Here is a 17038-nt window from a genome sequence, read left to right on the forward strand (position 1 = left end):
AAAAAATATCAATTAAGTTCTTTGGCAAATAATAGTAGCCGAAACCTTTATTCATCTTAATTTGATAAAGAATTTATACTTTCTGGTTCCGGATCGCCAGTTGTTTCACCTAATGGGGCTATACCACAAGCTGCCCATATAAACTTGAAAATATTGAGGAATTCGCATTGTATGTCTCTTTCAGATTGTATTTCGTTTTCCATATTTTACCACTTTAATCTGATTACTAAACAAAAAATGGCTGATTTTGTGTTGGCTAAAATAGTGCTTTAATATAAGTACATTGTTGTGTAAATGTTAAGTATATATTGTCATCCCCGGCAATAGTTTATCGGGTTAAGCATCACGTAGTTAGGCCTTAACTAGCTAACTTTTCTGCTCAATGCTATAATATACAAGGGCATCTATCATTAAAAAATTTATCTGAAGAAATCTTGATGATTGAAAACAAGGTATTTACGGTCAATAAACTGATTTAATATACAGTTTAAAATCCTGTCTTTTTATTCCCAAATGCCATTTTTTTGCCCAAACCTGAAGTTTAACTTCATTATAACTTCATAAAACTGTATTTATTTCGCTTTCGAATTAAATCGTTGCGTAACCATAATTTATTGAAATCAAAAAGTATCTATAAACCGGTTGTAGAGAACTTTTCATAATTAAATGGTTAACGAGGGAAACTAATTAGAGAAAATAAATCAGATTAAAAACCACTCCAAAAAATGAAAAGAGTTCTCATGTGCTTAGGCTTGTTTACTTTGCTTTACGCAACAAGTTGCACCTCGAAGAAAGAAGAAAAGCAAGAAGTAGAAACTTATGCGGTAACCACGCCTTTAAGAATGGATACTTCCTTTACCAAAGAATATGTTTCGCAGATCAAATCTGTTCGCAACATCGAAGTTAGGGCCCAGGAAAAGGGTTATCTCCAAAATATTTATGTAGATGAAGGTCAGCATGTAAAAGCAGGCCAGTTGTTGTTTAAAATTATGCCTAAAGCGGCACAATCTGAATTGTTAAAGGCACAAGCTGAAACTAAATCGGCTCAAATTGAATTGGAAAACACCAAATTACTTTCAGATAAAAATATCGTTTCTAAAAATGAACTGGCCATGGCTAAAGCTAAACTGCAATCGGCAAATGCCGAAACCTCTTTGGCTAAATTCCACCTATCCAACACCGAAATCAGAGCACCGTTTGATGGTACCATCGATCGTATTCCTTTAAAATTGGGAAGTTTGGTTGATGAAGGTGCGTTATTAACCAGCCTTTCAGATAACAGTCAGGTTTTTGCCTATTTCAACGTATCAGAACCTGAATATTTAAACTATCAGAGTGCTGCCAAAGCAAAAAGCCAGCAAGAAGTAAGCTTGTTACTGGCAAACGGCGAATTTCTTAAATCGAAAGGGAAGGTAGAAGTTATTGAAAGCGAATTTGATAACGAAACCGGAAATATTGCTTTCAGGGCAAGGTTCAATAATAGCGATAACCTCCTTAGGAATGGTGAAACGGGTAAGGTACATATGGTTGTGCCCCTAAAAAATGCGATTATTATCCCCCAAAAGGCCACTTATGATATACAGGACAAAACCTATGTTTTTGTAGTTGATAAAAACAACAAGGTACACTCCAGGGCCATTACCATTGCCGGAGATCTTCCTGACTTATACATCGTAGGCGATGGTATTAGCGTTGATGATAAGATTTTGCTTGAAGGTGTACAGAAAGTTAAAGATGATGATAAAATTGCCTTTAAATTCCAGCAACCTCAGGAAGTGTTGAAACAATTGAGATTGAAAACAGAATAATCTAAACCCCTCTATACTTCATTTATGTTTAGTAAATTCATACAAAGGCCAGTCCTTTCTATCGTAATATCACTGGTTATTGTGTTTTTGGGGGTGTTGGCCATAAGCTATCTGCCTGTTACACAATTTCCAACCATATCTCCTCCCAAGGTAAATATCACTGCTGATTATCCCGGAGCAAATAACGAGCTGCTGATTAAATCTGTAGTGATTCCGCTTGAACGTGCACTTAATGGTGTACCCGGCATGAAATACATTGCGTCTAATGCCGGTAATGATGGTGAAGCATCTGTACAGGTGGTGTTTAACCTGGGTACCGATCCCAACCAGGCTTCACTTAACGTACAGAACCGTGTAGCTGCTGTGACCAATAAACTTCCGCCCTTGGTTATCCGCGAAGGGGTAAAAATCACCCGTGAAGAGCCTAACATGTTGATGTATATCAACCTGTATAGCAAAGACCCTAAAATGAACCAGAACTTCCTGTACAACTATGCCGATATCAACCTGCTTTCAGAGCTAAAAAGGGTTGATGGAGTAGGTTTTGCTGATATTTTGGGCGACAGGGATTATGCCATGCGGATCTGGTTAAAACCTGACCGTATGCAGGCTTATAAAATTTCGGTTGATGAAGTAATGAAAGGCCTTGAAGAGCAAAGTTTAGAAGCCTCGCCCGGTAAAACAGGGGAGAGTTCTGGTAAACGCTCGCAGGCTTTCGAATATGTGCTAAAATATTCTGGGCGCTTCAATACCAAAGAGGGTTATGAAAACATTGTGGTGAGGGCCACACCTGATGGTCAGTTGCTCCACTTAAAAGATGTAGCAGATGTGGATTTTAGTGCTTCAGCTTACAATTTATATTCCACTTTAAACGGAAAAGCATCTGCTGCTATCGTTTTAAAGCAATCTTACGGCAGTAACGCCAGCCAGGTGATTAAAGATGTTAAGGCCAAAATGGCTGAAATTAAGGCCGCATCTTTTCCAAAAGGTTTAGATTATGAGATTAGTTACGACGTTTCCAAATTCCTTGATGCCTCTATTGAAAAGGTAATCCATACCCTGGTAGAGGCCTTTATTTTGGTGGGTTTAGTGGTATTCCTGTTTCTGGGCGATTGGCGTTCAACGCTTATTCCAGCCATCGCTGTACCCGTATCCTTAATCGGAACGTTCGTGTTTATGCAGTTTTTTGGCATCACGCTCAACTTAATTACCCTATTTGCATTGGTGTTGGCCATTGGTGTAGTTGTGGATGATGCGATTGTGGTAATTGAGGCGGTGCATGCGAAGATGGAGCTGGATAGGAATCTATCAGTATTAAAAGCTACACAGCAAGCCATGAAAGAGATCGGCGGTGCCATTATTGCCATTACCTTCTTGATGGCGTCGGTATTTATTCCGGTAGCATTTATGTCTGGTCCGGTGGGTATTTTTTACCGTCAATTCTCCATCACCATGGCAACGGCAATTATCCTTTCAGGTATTGTGGCTTTAACACTTACACCTGCCTTGTGTGCCATTATGCTTAAAAACAATCATGGTGCGCCTAAAAAGAAAACATTAATCGATCGTTTTCTGGATGGTTTTAATCGCAGTTTCGGTAAATTATCAGGCAAATACGAATTGGTACTGAGCCGGGTGGTAAGCCGTAGATTATTAACCTTTGGCGTGTTGGTGGTTTTTTGTTTAGGTATTTGGGCATTAAGTGCGAGTGTGCCTTCAGGTTTTATCCCTAACGAAGACCAGGGAATGGTGTATGCCATCATTCAAACCCCTCCGGGATCTACATTAGAGCGTACAGATCAGATTGCAGAGAAATTGCAGAAAATGTGCGAAGATATTGATGGCGTTAAATCGGTTTCATCTTTAGCCGGATATGAAATTCTTAGTGAAGGTACAGGATCCAACTCGGGTACCTGTTTAATTAACCTTAAAGATTGGAACGAACGTAAACACTCGGCACAGGAAATCATTGAAGAATTGGAAGAAAAATCAAAATCGATACCAGGTGCAACGATCGAATTTTTTCAGCCACCAGCGGTGCCCGGTTATGGTGCAGCGGGTGGTTTCGAACTCCGTTTATTGGATAAAGCCGGTAGTGGCGATTACAAAAAAATGGAAACCGTTGGTAATGATTTTGTGCGCGAGTTAAATAAACGTAAAGAGTTATCATCTGTATTTACTTTCTACAGTGCCAGTTTTCCGCAGTATATGTTAGATGTTGATAATGATATTGCTCAACAAAAGGGCGTAAGCATTGATAATGCAATGAATACCTTGTCTACTTTTGTGGGTAGCGATTATGAAACCAGCTTTATCAAATACGATCGCCAGTATCGGGTAATCGTACAGGCCCTACCTCAATATCGTGCTTTACCAGAAGATATTTTGAAACTTTCAGTCAAAAACAGTCGTGACGAAATGGTGCCTTTCTCGGCATTTATAAAAATGAGAAGGGTTTATGGTCTTTCGGAGATCACACGTCACAATATGTACAATGCTTCTGAAATCAGCGGACAGGCGGCGCCAGGTTATAGTTCAGGTCAAGCCATTCAAGCCATTAATGAAGTGGCACAGAAAACATTGCCAAGAGGTTTCGGTATCGACTGGGCAGGTATCTCAAAAGATCAGGTATCAAGGGGCAATGGTGCCATTTATATCTTCCTGATCTGTTTGGGTTTCGTATACCTGGTATTGGCTGCACAATATGAAAGTTTCATTTTGCCTTTATCAGTAATTCTATCCTTACCTGCAGGTATTTTTGGTGCATTCCTTTTCCTGAAATTATTAGGATTAGAGAACAATATCTATTCGCAGGTGGCCATGGTTATGCTCATTGGTTTACTCGGTAAAAATGCGGTATTAATTGTAGAATTTGCCACGCAGCGCCAAAGTCAGGGATTATCAGTACTTAAGGCGGCAATGGAGGGAGCAAGCGTGCGTTTCCGTCCGATTTTAATGACCTCTTTTGCCTTTATTGCCGGTTTGATTCCTTTAATGATCGCAACCGGCCCAGGTAAAATCGGTAACCGTACTATTGGTTCGGCTGCGGCTGGCGGTATGCTTTTCGGTACCATTTTCGGGGTAATTGTAATCCCTGGCTTATATTATATATTCGGATCAATTGCAGCAAAATACAAGCTGATCAAAATTGAGGAAGAACATCCATTAACTGAAGAAATTGAGAATAATGTTTAAGAATAATTTATATAAAGGCCTTGGACTGGTATTAATATGCGCCGCATATACCGCCTGTAAGCTGCCAGAAGTAGCCCAACGTGCCGAAAATAAAAATACACCTGTGAGCTTTAATGGCCCGCAGGATACGGTAAGTTCTGCCAGTATACAGTGGCGTAACTTTTTTACTGATCCTAATCTGATCAGCCTGATTGATACTGCGCTTAAAAATAACCAGGAGCTGAACATTACCCTTCAGGATATTGAAATAGCCAAAAATGAAATAAAGGCCAGAAAAGGGGAACTTTTACCAAACGTAACCTATGGAGTAGGGGCAGGATTGGATAAAGTTGGTCGTTATACCAGCTCCGGCGCAGGTGATGCTTCTACTGACATTACTCCAGGTAAAGGTGTGCCTGAAGTGTTGCCTGATTATCGTTTCGGTTTACAAGCCAATTGGGAAGCAGATATCTGGCATAAGTTGCGCAATTCAAAAAAAGCAGCCATTAATCATTACCTGTCAACAGTTGAAGGTAAGAATTTTGTGATCACGAATTTAATTGCTGAAGTTGCAAATTCATATTATGAGTTATTGGCCTCAGATAATCAATTGGAAACGGTAAGAAAAAACATCGAACTCCAAAGCAATGCGTTAGAGTTGATGAAAATTCAAAAGCAGGCTACAAGGGTTAACGAACTTGCCGTACGCAAATTTGAAGCAGAAGTATTAAGCTCTAAGAGTCTGGAATTTGATATTCAACAAGATATTATTGAAAACGAGAATAAGATTAATTTTCTGTTGGGCCGTTTCCCTCAACCTATTATCAGGGATAAATCCAGCTTTACCGATCTGGTACCGGTAACCGTACATACGGGTTTACCAGCACAATTGTTGGCCAATCGTCCTGATATTAAACAGGCTGAGTACGAGCTTGAGGCGGCTAAATTGGATGTTAAAGTTGCTAAGGCACAGTTTTATCCGTCATTGGGAATTTCGGCAGCAATAGGTTATCAGGCTTTTAATCCATCTTATTTGTTAAGGACACCAGAGTCCCTGATCTACTCTTTGGCAGGAGATTTGGCCGGACCACTGATTAATAGAAATGCCATTAAGGCTGAGTATTCTTCTGCAAATGCAAAACAATTACAGGCTGTTTTTGATTATGAAAAAGCTATTTTAAATGGTTATATAGAAGTGGCCAACCAGCTATCGAAAATCAGCAACCTGCAAAAAAGCTATGATCTCAAATCTAAACAGGTTACCGCGCTTACACAATCTATTGATATTTCGAACGATTTGTTCAAAGCTGCCCGGGCTGATTATTTTGAGGTATTGATGACACAGCGTGATGCTTTGCAATCAAAATTGGAATTGATTGAAACCAAAAAACAACAATTAAATGCGGTAGTAGATATTTACCAGGCACTTGGTGGTGGCTGGAAATAGGCAATACTATAAATAGTCATAAATACTGTAAGTTAAATTATCCTTATAATCTTTACTGGTCTTAGCGTCTCGCTAAGACCTTTTTCATTAAAGCGTGTCATGCTGAGGATAATTTTTGGTATAAAAATCAATATTAATGAACAGATGGTGAAGAAGTTGAATGGTATCGAAGTATCGTTTCGACCGAAGTGCCCGCCTGTGCGGACAGTTATGCACATAGCTATACCCTTCTAGTCTTAACATCCCGCTAAGACATCGTTGTGGGGGTGGATATTACCATCTGACACCTACATTTCTAGCCGAATAAATGAGTTCCTCATTTATTTATCATAAAATTGGCTTGGCAAACAATGCGATCCCCCTGTGGTTATTTAATCATAGAATTTATCATCATATCTAAAATAAAATGGGAAAAACAACATTCAAATTTGGCGAATTAGAAGTTAATCGTTTAGGTTACGGCGCCATGCAGTTAACTGGCGACGGCGTTTTTGGCGAAGTAGAAGATCGGGAGAATGCAATAACCGTTTTGCGCGAAGCAGTAGCAAATGGCGTTAATTTTATTGATACTGCAGAGGCTTACGGGCCAGAGTTTAACGAATCACTTATTGCTGATGCTTTATCGCCTTTTCAAAAAGATGTTTTTATTGCTACCAAAGGCGGATTTGATCGTCCAGGTCCAAACAAATGGGTACCTAATGGAAATCCTAAAAAAATCAGGTTGGATATTGAAGGCAGTTTACAGCGTTTAAAAGTCGATTCAATTGATTTATGGCAGCTGCACCGCATTGATCCTAATGTTGATGTCGTAAAAACCCTGGCGCCTGTGGCAGAAGCCGTAAAAGAAGGTAAAATAAAAAATGTAGGTTTATCAGAAGTAACTATCGATCAGATTAAACAAGTACAGGACATTCTTCCGGTAGTTTCTGTTCAAAATTTATATAACCTTGGCAATAGACAGTGGGAAAGTGTTTTAGACTTTACAGCAGACCAGGGGCTGGCCTTTATTCCATGGTTTCCATTGGCTTCTGGTCCGCATAAATTAGCAGATAAGATCAAAGCGATTGCTGAAAAACATAAAGCAACAACTGCTCAGATTGCATTGGCCTGGTTATTAAAAAGATCATCAAATATCCTTTTAATCCCCGGAACAAAATCTGTAGAACATTTAAAAGAAAACTTAGAAGCAGAAAAAATTGAATTGAGTCAAGAAGAATTTGACAGCTTAGCGAATTAATATGGTCATTCTGAGCACAGCGTAGAATCTTTTTACTTTTACTGGTCTTAGCGTCTCGCTAAGACCTTTTGCATTAAAGCGTGTCGTGCTGAGGATAATTTATGGTATAAAAATCAATATTGATAGACAGCTATTAAAGAAGTTGAATGGTATGGAAGTATCGTTCTTTCGAACGCAGTGCCCATCCATACAGGTGGGGAGAGATCTCATTTGTAAATAAGCCATGACGGAAGTACTTTAATTACCACTATCCGTGGTGTCTGCTGTTACCAACTGACACTGATAAAACCTTTTCATTTGTAAATAAGCCATGACGGAAGTACTTTAATTACCAATATTCGCATTTAAGTTTGATATTTAAACATGAAACAAGTCATCTTCACCTTTGCTATTCTATTTTCTATTATTTTTCAAAAAACCATGGCACAAAATATAACAGAGAACAAACCTGCTATTTTAAATCATATTGCTGTTTATGTGTCAGATCTGAGAAAATCAACTACTTTTTATGAAAGTGTATTCAACCTTAAAATGATTCCCGAACCTTTTAAAGATAATCGGCATACCTGGTTTACTTTAGGACCTGCCGGACAGCTTCACCTCATCCAGGGTGCCAGGGGAACTGAAACTTTTGATAAAAATGGCCACTTGTGTTTCAGTGTCCCATCAATTGATGATTTTGTAAAAAAACTAAACGCCAATAACATCAGCTTTGAAGATTGGGCGGGGAAAGAAAAAGGCATTACGCTTCGTGTTGATGGCGTAAAACAGGTCTATTTTAAAGATCCAGACGGACACTGGCTGGAAGTAAACGACGATAAATAATTTTTTGGAATGTATAGGATTTCTCCATACTATAATCTACGCGCATTCTTATCTGATAAGACTATGAAACTGAAATACTTTTACGCATTTTTTTTAATCTTTGGCTTAGTTACACCATCTAAAGCTCAGCAAGAAAAAGCTGAAGCAGATTTTAAATCTGTAATGGAAAAATACAATGCTGTTGGCGCTTCAGTAGCCGTAGTAAAAGATGGCCGGATCATTTATAACCATTCATTCGGTTTAAAGGATTTAGAGCATCAACTGCCTTTAACCAACCAGGATATTTTCAGGATCGCTTCTATTTCCAAATCTTTTTCGGCAACAGCCATCATGCAGATGGTAGAGGCTGGTAAAATTTCGCTTGATGATGATTTTGGCGACCTGGTGGGGTTCAAAATCAGAAATCCGAAATTTCCCGATCAGAAAATTACCTTAAAAATGGCATTATCCCATACTTCCAGTTTAAACGATTCACAAGGATATTTAAGTTTCGATGTGATTAATCCTGATAAAAATCCAAACTGGGCCAAATGTTATAATGATTATGCGCCAGGAAGCAAATTCGATTATTGTAACCTTAATTTTAATCTGATTGGTGCCATTATTGAAAAGATATCGGGTGAGCGTTTTGATAACTACATTAAAAACCATGTATTAAAACCATTAGGTCTTTATGGAGGTTATTGCATCGATTCTTTAGATAGTACACGTTTTGTACGCCTGTACGAATACCATCCAGATACTAAGACTTATACAATTTCGTCAAATGCTTATGCACCAAGGCGAACAGAAATTGCGAATTATGTGATGGGTTATTCTACGCCAATTTTTTCGCCAACAGGCGGAATGAAAATTTCTGCTTATGATTTAGCCAAATACATGATGATGCATATGAATTATGGAACATCAAATGGTGTGAAAATAATAACCAGGAAAAGTGCAAAGATCATGCAAACGGCCATCACCACCGATGAAGGATATGGCTTAGCGATCAGTACTGCAGATCGGCTTATACCAGGAGTTAAACTGAAGGGCCATACTGGTTCAGCATACGGCTTACACAGTACCATGTTTTTTAATCCTAAAGAAAAATTCGGCTTCGTAATTATTACCAATGGAATAAACGCAACTTATACAGACGGTTTGCCCGACTTTAGTCGTGCCGCAATAAACAGTTTATACCAGTCTTTCTTTAACAACTTAAAGTAAACCAGCTAAACCATTCTTATGGAAGAACGCTGATAAAGTTCTGATGCCAGCTTTTGGATGGCTCAAATTGTTAGCTTTTACTTTCTGATCTAAAACACTTTTAACAGGGGGAAGATCAATTAAATGGGTGTAGTCAGTAATTGTTTGAACAACCATTACTGCATTTTCGCTTTCACTTTTACATTCCATACCTTTATTGATTATTGGTTTATAAAACGTTGATAGGTATTTCCGGATTTAATTTTCTCCATCATGAAGTGTTCTTTCAGTTTTGAGAATTCCATACTTTGCAAAGCTTTTACAGCTGATTTAAGTTTTTCAGTGCTAATGCCCAATCTTGCGGCCCAATAATTGCGATCTTGTTCGTCTGCGATTTCGATAAATTCTTTTCTGGCATTCATCGAATTTAGTTGATATTCCATTTTTATAAATTTTGGTTAGTAATAGACTAAACAGACGATCTTCGATTTTGGTTTTGATGATTTGTCAGTAAAATCTCAAAAAATATAATTTTCGTTAGCAGAAATGGTCGAAAATCTCGATTTGTTAAGGTCCGGTATAAGAAAAATTAGCTATAAATTGGGTTTAAACATGGATAACTCATTTCGGAACTCACCTGATCACTCCAGAGAATATTTTTCATATATAAATCATTAGGTTTTATCGATTTACATTTATATAATTGTATTGTAATATATTTTTTACAATGTTAAATGATTTTCCAGCCAACGATCAGGTCATTTCTTCAGATCGTAAGTTTTATCAAAACAACCGCTTTGTGTTATTGCTTTGGGTTTTAATCACCCTCATATTTGTAATCGATTCCTGGATAACCAATCGTTACAACAATTACCTGATTTTTGAAAATACATTTAGAAACTTGCTTAATGAGCGTTCGCTATATGCAAATTATCCGGCTTATCATGATGATTCCAATCATTATGGTCCTATTTTTAGTGTGCTGATAGCCCCTTTTGCAATTTTTCATAACTGGGTAGGGCTACTGTTATGGAACCTGTTTAATTGCTTCTTTCTCTTTAAGGCTATACAAACCTTGCCCTTAAACGAAGATCAAAAAATAGCAATTGGTTATATTGCTATTCCCTGTTTAATAGAATCAATGCTTAACCAACAGTTTAATGCTGGTGCAGGCGCATTGATGATATTAAGTTATACCTTATTAAATAAAGATAAGGGAGTATGGTCTGCACTTTGCATCATACTGGGTACCTTCATTAAATTATATGGCATTGTAGGCTTGGTTTTTTTCTTTTTTTCCAAAAACAAATCATCTTTTATATTATGGTTGGTTGTATGGTCGGCGGTCATATTTTTAATTCCTATGCTTTTCGCTTCCCCTGATTATGTGATCCACAGTTATCAAGATTGGAAAAACTCTTTAACAAGTAAGAATATGGTCAATGTATTAGGAGGGGGAATTGATATTTCCATCATGGGTTTTTTCAGGGAAATCTTAAATGAGAAAAGAATATCTAATTTTCTATTCCTTAGCCTGGGTTCCTTATTGTTTATTTTGCCTTTCATAAATATATCTCGTTTCAAAAAAAGCCGATTCCAGTTAATGATGCTGTCGTCCGTGATGATTTTTCCCATATTATTTAGCACAGGAGCAGAAGACTGTACTTTTATTATAGCTGTTATTGGAGTAGGGGTATGGTATGTAAAAGAAAAGAACGATTTGATGAAAAAGGTATTGTTACCCATTTTATTGATAATTACCTGTAATTTCCCCTTATTGCTATTTCCGGTGTTTGCAAAGTCACACCCGCTATCTTTAGCCATTATCAGTTTTCCCTATTTTCTGGTGTGGATGAGGATTATTTATAATGCAACCAATAATAGGCTTTCCTATATAGAAGACACAGAACCAGAAAGGATTGCTGTGCTGGTAGATTAAATTTTTAATGTTTATTTTTTTTAGGTTTTAATATCTGTTTGAAAAAATGGATGTCAAAACCTTTTTTGTTATGGGGCTGTTTTATAACTATCTAATCAAAAATAGTTATGGATGATAAACAAAAAACAGGTAACCCTGATCGGGCAAGGATTAATGTTAACGAAGCTTATGAGCTGGATTATTGGTCTGACAAATTCGGTGTGAGCAAAGATAAACTAAAGGCTGCGGTTGAAACCGTTGGAACCTCTTCCAGCGCGGTTGAAGATTATTTAAAAAAATAAGATATTAATTTTATGAGTCTGAAAAAGTATGTTTCCAAACGTGATTTCTCGAAAACTAACGAACCAAAATCGGGCAAAAGCATCGATCAGAATAAGTTACATTTTGTGATCCAAAAACACGATGCCTCGAGGTTGCATTACGATTTCAGACTCGAAATGGAAGGTGTGCTAAAAAGCTGGGCAGTGCCAAAGGGTCCATCAACCGATCCTAAAATTAAGCGGCTGGCCATGATGGTAGAAGATCATCCATACGATTATAAGGATTTTGAAGGGATTATACCAAAGGGCGAATATGGTGGCGGAACCGTTATTGTATGGGATGAAGGTACTTATGAGCCAATAGAAGCCATTAAAGGCAAAAAAGCACAAGAAAAACATTTGTTAAGCCAGTTGAAAGATGGCTCTTTAAAAATCAGGCTGAACGGAGAAAAGCTTCAAGGCGAGTTTGCACTGGTTAAAACACATGGAATGGGCGAGAACGGCTGGCTGTTGATCAAACACAAAGACGATTACGCTTCTACGAAAGACATTACCAAAGAAGATAAATCTGTGCTTTCCGGTAAAACGATTGAAAAGATGGAAACAACATCTGATAAGGTTTGGAAAGCTGGAAAAGAACAAGATTTAAAAACCGAAAAAAAAAGCCCGAAGCAAAAAGCAAAGAAAGAAACCAAACCCGTGGGTGATGAAGCAACGGTAGATGTTAAAAGTATACTAAAGAAAGCGCCGAAAACGGGTATTCCCACGGGCATAAAACCCATGTTAGCCACACTGGTTAACGAACCTTTTGATGATCCTGATTGGCAGTATGAGGTAAAATGGGATGGCTACCGTGCCCTCGCATTTCTAAATAAGGGAAAGGTTGATCTGCTATCACGAAATAATAAATCCTTTAATGAAAAATTTTATCCCATTTACGATCTGCTTTCGGACTGGAAGATAAATGCCGTTTTTGATGGCGAAATTTTGGTGTTAAATGATAAAGGGATATCTAATTTTGGTTCACTTCAGAATTGGAGAAGCGAAGCCGATGGAGAACTCGTTTTTTATGTGTTCGATATCCTATGGTATGAAGGTAAAAACCTAATGGAGCTACCTCTTTATCAGCGCCAAGCCATATTGAATGAGGTTTTACCTACCAAAGATGATCGGGTACGTTTAGGGAAAGTTTTTAAAGCGAGTGGCGTTGACTTTTTTGACGCAGCAGAAAGGATGGGTTTGGAAGGGATTATCGCCAAAAAAACAAATAGCACTTATAGTACAAACTACAGATCTAAAGAATGGCTTAAAATTAAAGTACATAAACGGCAGGAAGTGGTTATTGCAGGATTTACTAAAAATGCTGATACCACCAAATCTTTCAGTTCTTTACTTTTGGGCGTTTATGAAAACGGAAAACTGCAGTATGTAGGCAAGGTAGGTACCGGATTTTCAGATAAGCTCCAAAAATCGATGATGGAACAGTTTAAGCCAATTATTGCAGATCAGAGCCCTTTCGAAAGTATACCCGATGTAAATAAGCCTTCACGCTTCAGGCCCAATCCGCCAAAGGCAAAAGCCACCTGGTTAAAACCCGAATTGGTATGCGAGGTTTCATTTACTGAAGTAACTGATGATGGCGTTTTCCGTCATCCATCTTTTCAGGGCATGCGTGAAGATAAAAAAGCAAAGGATGTGGTTAGGGAAGTGGAAGTATCTACAGAGAAAGCTGTGGCAGATACTGAGACCAAAAATCCACATGCAAAAGCAATTAAAGCACCAGAAGGTAAAGTTCCAAAAACATTGTTAAATCCGAAAGATGAAACTCAGGTAAGGAAAGTTAAAGGACATGAACTTAAATTTACCAACCTAAGCAAAATATATTGGCCTGAAGATAAGGTGACGAAAAGAGATATGTTTAATTACTATTATCAGGTTGCTGAATATATTTTACCTTATCTGAAAGATCGCCCACAGTCACTTAACCGTTTTCCTGGCGGCATACATGGCAAAAGTTTTTACCAGAAAGATGTTAAGGGGAAAGCACCAGATTGGGCAGAGACTTTCCCTTATGAAAATGGCGAGGGTGAAAAAAAGGAATACCTGGTTGGAACAGATGAAGCATCCTTGCTCTGGATGGCCAGTTTAGGCTGTATAGAAATGAATCCCTGGTTTAGCAGGATTCAAAGTCCGGATCATCCTGATTATTGCGTAATTGATCTGGACCCCGATAAACAATCTTTCGATCAGGTGGTGGAAACGGCGTTGGAAACCAAAAAAGTATTGGATGCTATTGGCGTACCCAGTTACTGTAAAACATCAGGTTCAACCGGAATGCATATTTATATCCCATTAAATGCTAAATACAGTTATGATCAAAGCCAGCTATTCGCCAAAATGGTGGTTAACCTGGTGCATAAACAAATACCAAAATACACCTCTTTGGAGCGGATAATCAGCGCCAGAAAGGGTAAAATGTATCTCGATTTTCTGCAGAACAGGCCGGGAGCAACCATAGCAGGTCCTTATTCTTTACGTCCAAAAATTGGTGCAACGGTATCAATGCCCTTACATTGGGATGAAGTAAAACCAGGTTTAAAAATGAAAGACTTTAATATCTTTAATGCCATTGATCGTCTAAAAATTGAAGGCGATCTTTTTAAAGGTGTTTTGGGCAAAGGAATAGATTTGATAAAAGCAGTAGATAAAGCCAAAAGTGTTTTCGGATAAGCCCCGGTATCTTTGATGCTTTCATTATATTTGGCAAAAATTGAAAAATGATAGCACACCACGTTTTATTCTGGCTAAAAGCCGATACTACCAGCGAGCAGAAAATGGCTTTTCGCAATAGCTTGCAAACATTAGAAAATATTGAAGTTGTTAAAACTTTTCATATCGGTGTGCCTGCACCTATTGAGCGTGCTGTTGTAGATACCACTTATACCTTCAGTCTGCTTTTAATGTTTGAAGATCTGGCCGCACATGATGTTTACCAGGTTCATCCATTGCATAAGGCTTTCTTAGATGAATTCAGAATTTACTTTGAAAAGGTCGTCATTTACGATGCAGAATAAATACCATGCCTTCGATAACCGGAGGCATTTTTTTTTAATCATTGTACCGCAATACGAAATTTAGAAGGAAAGTTCGTCCTGTAAGCTAAAAGTAACACCGTATTCAAATTACGGATATGCATGATATGATGATGATATGGTTGATACTTATTTTTAAGTATTTTATCTACTGATAAATCCAAAGTGCCTTTGAATGCGTAAATGCTTCAAAACGCAATCATTATGGAAAAAAGAGCTACATTAATTAAAAGAGCATCGCTTAATATCAACCAACTGGACAGTATCAAAATTGGCGATTTTCTTTCCGATGAATATGGTAAGTCTGGCAAAGTATGTGAAATCGAAAAAATAAACCGTTACGGAGAGTATCACTATTATTTTAAACTATCTAAATCGGGAACCATATTAATTATTCTTTGATTTATTCCAACAATCTACTTGCAATATTCTTTTTTTATCGCCACAGGCTTTGTGATGCTTTTTGTGTTCATACAAATCGGCTAAAAATAAGTTTGCAAAAATGAGATGAGGTTGTTTTTTTAAGTGTTTATAGGATAAAATCAGTACCATATAACGCGATAGAAGCAGGGGTGATATACCTTCATGCCTGACCCGATCTGATCGCTGTAACATACGGACCATTCCTGTTCATGGATATCGCCTGAATAAATGGAAGTTCATGAACAATCCCAATGTCAGTATTCTGGCAGTGGCTTCGCTAATTGTCAAACGAACAAGAACAGCTGAAAAAAAATCAGGCATCTTAACTTTGCTAAGTAAGTACAACATTAAAAATTAATTTGGTATGCTAAAAGTCAAAAAAATATAGGAGTATCCAAACATTTGTGAAGTTAGGCTTGTATGATACTTAGTTTAATTGATTATCAGATTTTAAGTATAGCCGGGTTTTAATTTCTACTGTATACATGGAAAGTTATTCAAGAGTTTTAAGTAATGATCAGCTTTTAGAGGTGCTTTCGTTATCAAAAGATGCAACAGCCATATATACATCAGAGCATATTGTCATCGAAATGGCGAATGATGCCATGATTAGTTTTTGGGGCAAAGACCGTTCTATTATTGGCAAACCACTGGAAGATGCCGTGCCTGAATTGAAGGGGCAACCTTTTATCAACATGCTAAAAAATGTATTGCTCACAGGCGTTACAGATAAAGGTGATGCCATACCAGCTGAAACAATGCGGGACGGGAAATTGCAAACAGCTTATTATACTTATGAATACCGGCCCATTAAGGATGAATCTGGAATTCCTTATTGTATCCTTCATACTGCGAGCGATGTGACCGATATGGTAAAAGCTAAAAAAGCCATTAAAGAAACTGAACTACAACGCGAAGCGCTGGATCAGGAACAAATGCTAATCAGCATAAAAGAAGAACAGCAAAAAAATGATTTTATTAGCATGGTAAGCCATGAATTAAAAACGCCCTTAACTTCCATTAGTGCCTACATCCAATTGATGCAGAGTAGAAATTTAGCAGATCTTTTTGTTGTAAATACGCTGGGTAAGGTTCAAAAGCAAATCCGTAAAATGAGTACGCTAATCAGTTCTTTTTTGAACGTATCACGCTTAGAATCCGGAGAAATTCAATTGAACCTGTCGCATTTTGATCTTGATAAAGTAATCCTGGATGTAGTGGATGATTTAAGATTGATCTATCCCGCCAACCATATCAATTTCGAGTCACATATTGCTAAATCGATTTATGCTGATAAAGACAAAATTGCTTCTGTCATTTCAAACCTCATCAGCAATGCCGTAAAATATTCAGATCTAAATAGTACAGTTTTGATTCAATCAGAAATCAGCGAGAATGAAGTACATGTTTCTGTAACTGATCATGGCATTGGCATAGAGCCACATGATCTGGAAAAACTTTTTGACCGGTTTTTTCGTGTCTCAAGTCAACAGACCAAAACCATTTCAGGCTTTGGAATAGGTTTGTATCTCAGCGCCGAGATTATAAATCTGCATCAAGGTAGAATCTGGGCAGAAAGTGATTACGGTGTGGGTTCTTCTTTTCATTTCTGTGTTCCGCTTGCTCAGGCTGATAATGTTTAAAT

At 37.8% G+C, this 17038-nt stretch carries 15 protein-coding genes; 12 read left to right on the top strand and 3 right to left on the bottom strand.

Annotation, left to right across the window (positions count from 1 at the left end; genetic code table 11):
- Positions 1–56 precede the first annotated feature (56 nt).
- Entirely contained in the window at positions 57–203 is a 147-nt protein-coding gene (locus tag PGN18_RS16105) for a hypothetical protein (RefSeq protein WP_335320621.1), read from the bottom strand.
- A 522-nt stretch (positions 204–725) separates the two neighbouring features.
- Between PGN18_RS16105 and PGN18_RS16110 the strand changes: the two genes are divergently transcribed.
- The 6 genes from PGN18_RS16110 (at position 726) to PGN18_RS16135 (ending at position 9700) form a co-directional block, all read left to right on the top strand.
- Complete coding sequence (locus PGN18_RS16110) at positions 726–1808, top strand: efflux RND transporter periplasmic adaptor subunit (RefSeq protein WP_335320622.1); 1083 nt, start codon at positions 726–728, stop codon at positions 1806–1808.
- 24 nt (positions 1809–1832) lie between these two features.
- On the top strand, positions 1833–5003 hold the full coding sequence (locus tag PGN18_RS16115; protein WP_335320623.1) for an efflux RND transporter permease subunit: 3171 nt from the start codon (positions 1833–1835) through the stop codon (positions 5001–5003).
- Complete coding sequence (locus tag PGN18_RS16120) at positions 4996–6429, top strand: TolC family protein (protein ID WP_335320624.1); 1434 nt, start codon at positions 4996–4998, stop codon at positions 6427–6429. The genes PGN18_RS16115 and PGN18_RS16120 overlap by 8 nt, the downstream gene beginning before the upstream one ends.
- Before the next feature lie 406 nt (positions 6430–6835).
- Complete coding sequence (locus PGN18_RS16125) at positions 6836–7666, top strand: aldo/keto reductase (RefSeq protein WP_335320625.1); 831 nt, start codon at positions 6836–6838, stop codon at positions 7664–7666.
- Between the two features lie 363 nt (positions 7667–8029).
- On the top strand, positions 8030–8491 hold the full coding sequence (locus PGN18_RS16130; protein WP_335320627.1) for a VOC family protein: 462 nt from the start codon (positions 8030–8032) through the stop codon (positions 8489–8491).
- Positions 8492–8554: 63 nt separating this feature from the next.
- Complete coding sequence (locus PGN18_RS16135; RefSeq protein ID WP_335320629.1) at positions 8555–9700, top strand: serine hydrolase domain-containing protein; 1146 nt, start codon at positions 8555–8557, stop codon at positions 9698–9700.
- Here the strand turns inward: PGN18_RS16135 and PGN18_RS16140 are convergent.
- Complete coding sequence (locus PGN18_RS16140) at positions 9692–9889, bottom strand: hypothetical protein (protein WP_335320630.1); 198 nt, start codon at positions 9887–9889, stop codon at positions 9692–9694. The two genes, PGN18_RS16135 and PGN18_RS16140, sit on opposite strands and share 9 nt — an antisense overlap.
- An 11-nt stretch (positions 9890–9900) precedes the next feature.
- Positions 9901–10122, bottom strand: coding sequence for a DUF1877 family protein (locus PGN18_RS16145; RefSeq protein ID WP_335320632.1), 222 nt, complete (start codon positions 10120–10122; stop codon positions 9901–9903).
- A gap of 284 nt (positions 10123–10406) precedes the next feature.
- Between PGN18_RS16145 and PGN18_RS16150 the strand changes: the two genes are divergently transcribed.
- The 6 genes from PGN18_RS16150 to PGN18_RS16175 all read left to right on the top strand — a co-directional run bounded on the left by PGN18_RS16150 (position 10407) and on the right by PGN18_RS16175 (position 17036).
- Complete coding sequence (locus tag PGN18_RS16150) at positions 10407–11618, top strand: glycosyltransferase family 87 protein (RefSeq protein WP_335320633.1); 1212 nt, start codon at positions 10407–10409, stop codon at positions 11616–11618.
- A 107-nt stretch (positions 11619–11725) separates the two neighbouring features.
- Positions 11726–11899, top strand: coding sequence for a DUF3606 domain-containing protein (locus PGN18_RS16155; RefSeq protein ID WP_335320634.1), 174 nt, complete (start codon positions 11726–11728; stop codon positions 11897–11899).
- A 12-nt stretch (positions 11900–11911) separates the two neighbouring features.
- Positions 11912–14608 carry a DNA ligase D gene (gene ligD, locus PGN18_RS16160; protein ID WP_335320635.1) on the top strand — a complete coding sequence of 899 codons (2697 nt, stop codon included), beginning with the start codon at positions 11912–11914 and terminating at the stop codon, positions 14606–14608.
- A 47-nt stretch (positions 14609–14655) separates the two neighbouring features.
- A complete protein-coding gene (locus tag PGN18_RS16165) occupies positions 14656–14952 on the top strand; it encodes a Dabb family protein (protein WP_335320636.1) in 297 nt (98 codons plus the stop codon).
- Positions 14953–15174: 222 nt separating this feature from the next.
- Positions 15175–15372: a hypothetical protein gene (locus tag PGN18_RS16170; RefSeq protein WP_335320637.1), complete on the top strand. Its 198-nt coding sequence runs from the start codon at positions 15175–15177 to the stop codon at positions 15370–15372.
- A 506-nt stretch (positions 15373–15878) separates the two neighbouring features.
- Positions 15879–17036 carry a PAS domain-containing sensor histidine kinase gene (locus PGN18_RS16175; protein WP_335320638.1) on the top strand — a complete coding sequence of 386 codons (1158 nt, stop codon included), beginning with the start codon at positions 15879–15881 and terminating at the stop codon, positions 17034–17036.
- Positions 17037–17038 lie beyond the last annotated feature (2 nt).

It is taken from the genome of Pedobacter terrae, assembly GCF_036946585.1.
Taxonomy (GTDB): domain Bacteria; phylum Bacteroidota; class Bacteroidia; order Sphingobacteriales; family Sphingobacteriaceae; genus Pedobacter; species Pedobacter terrae_C.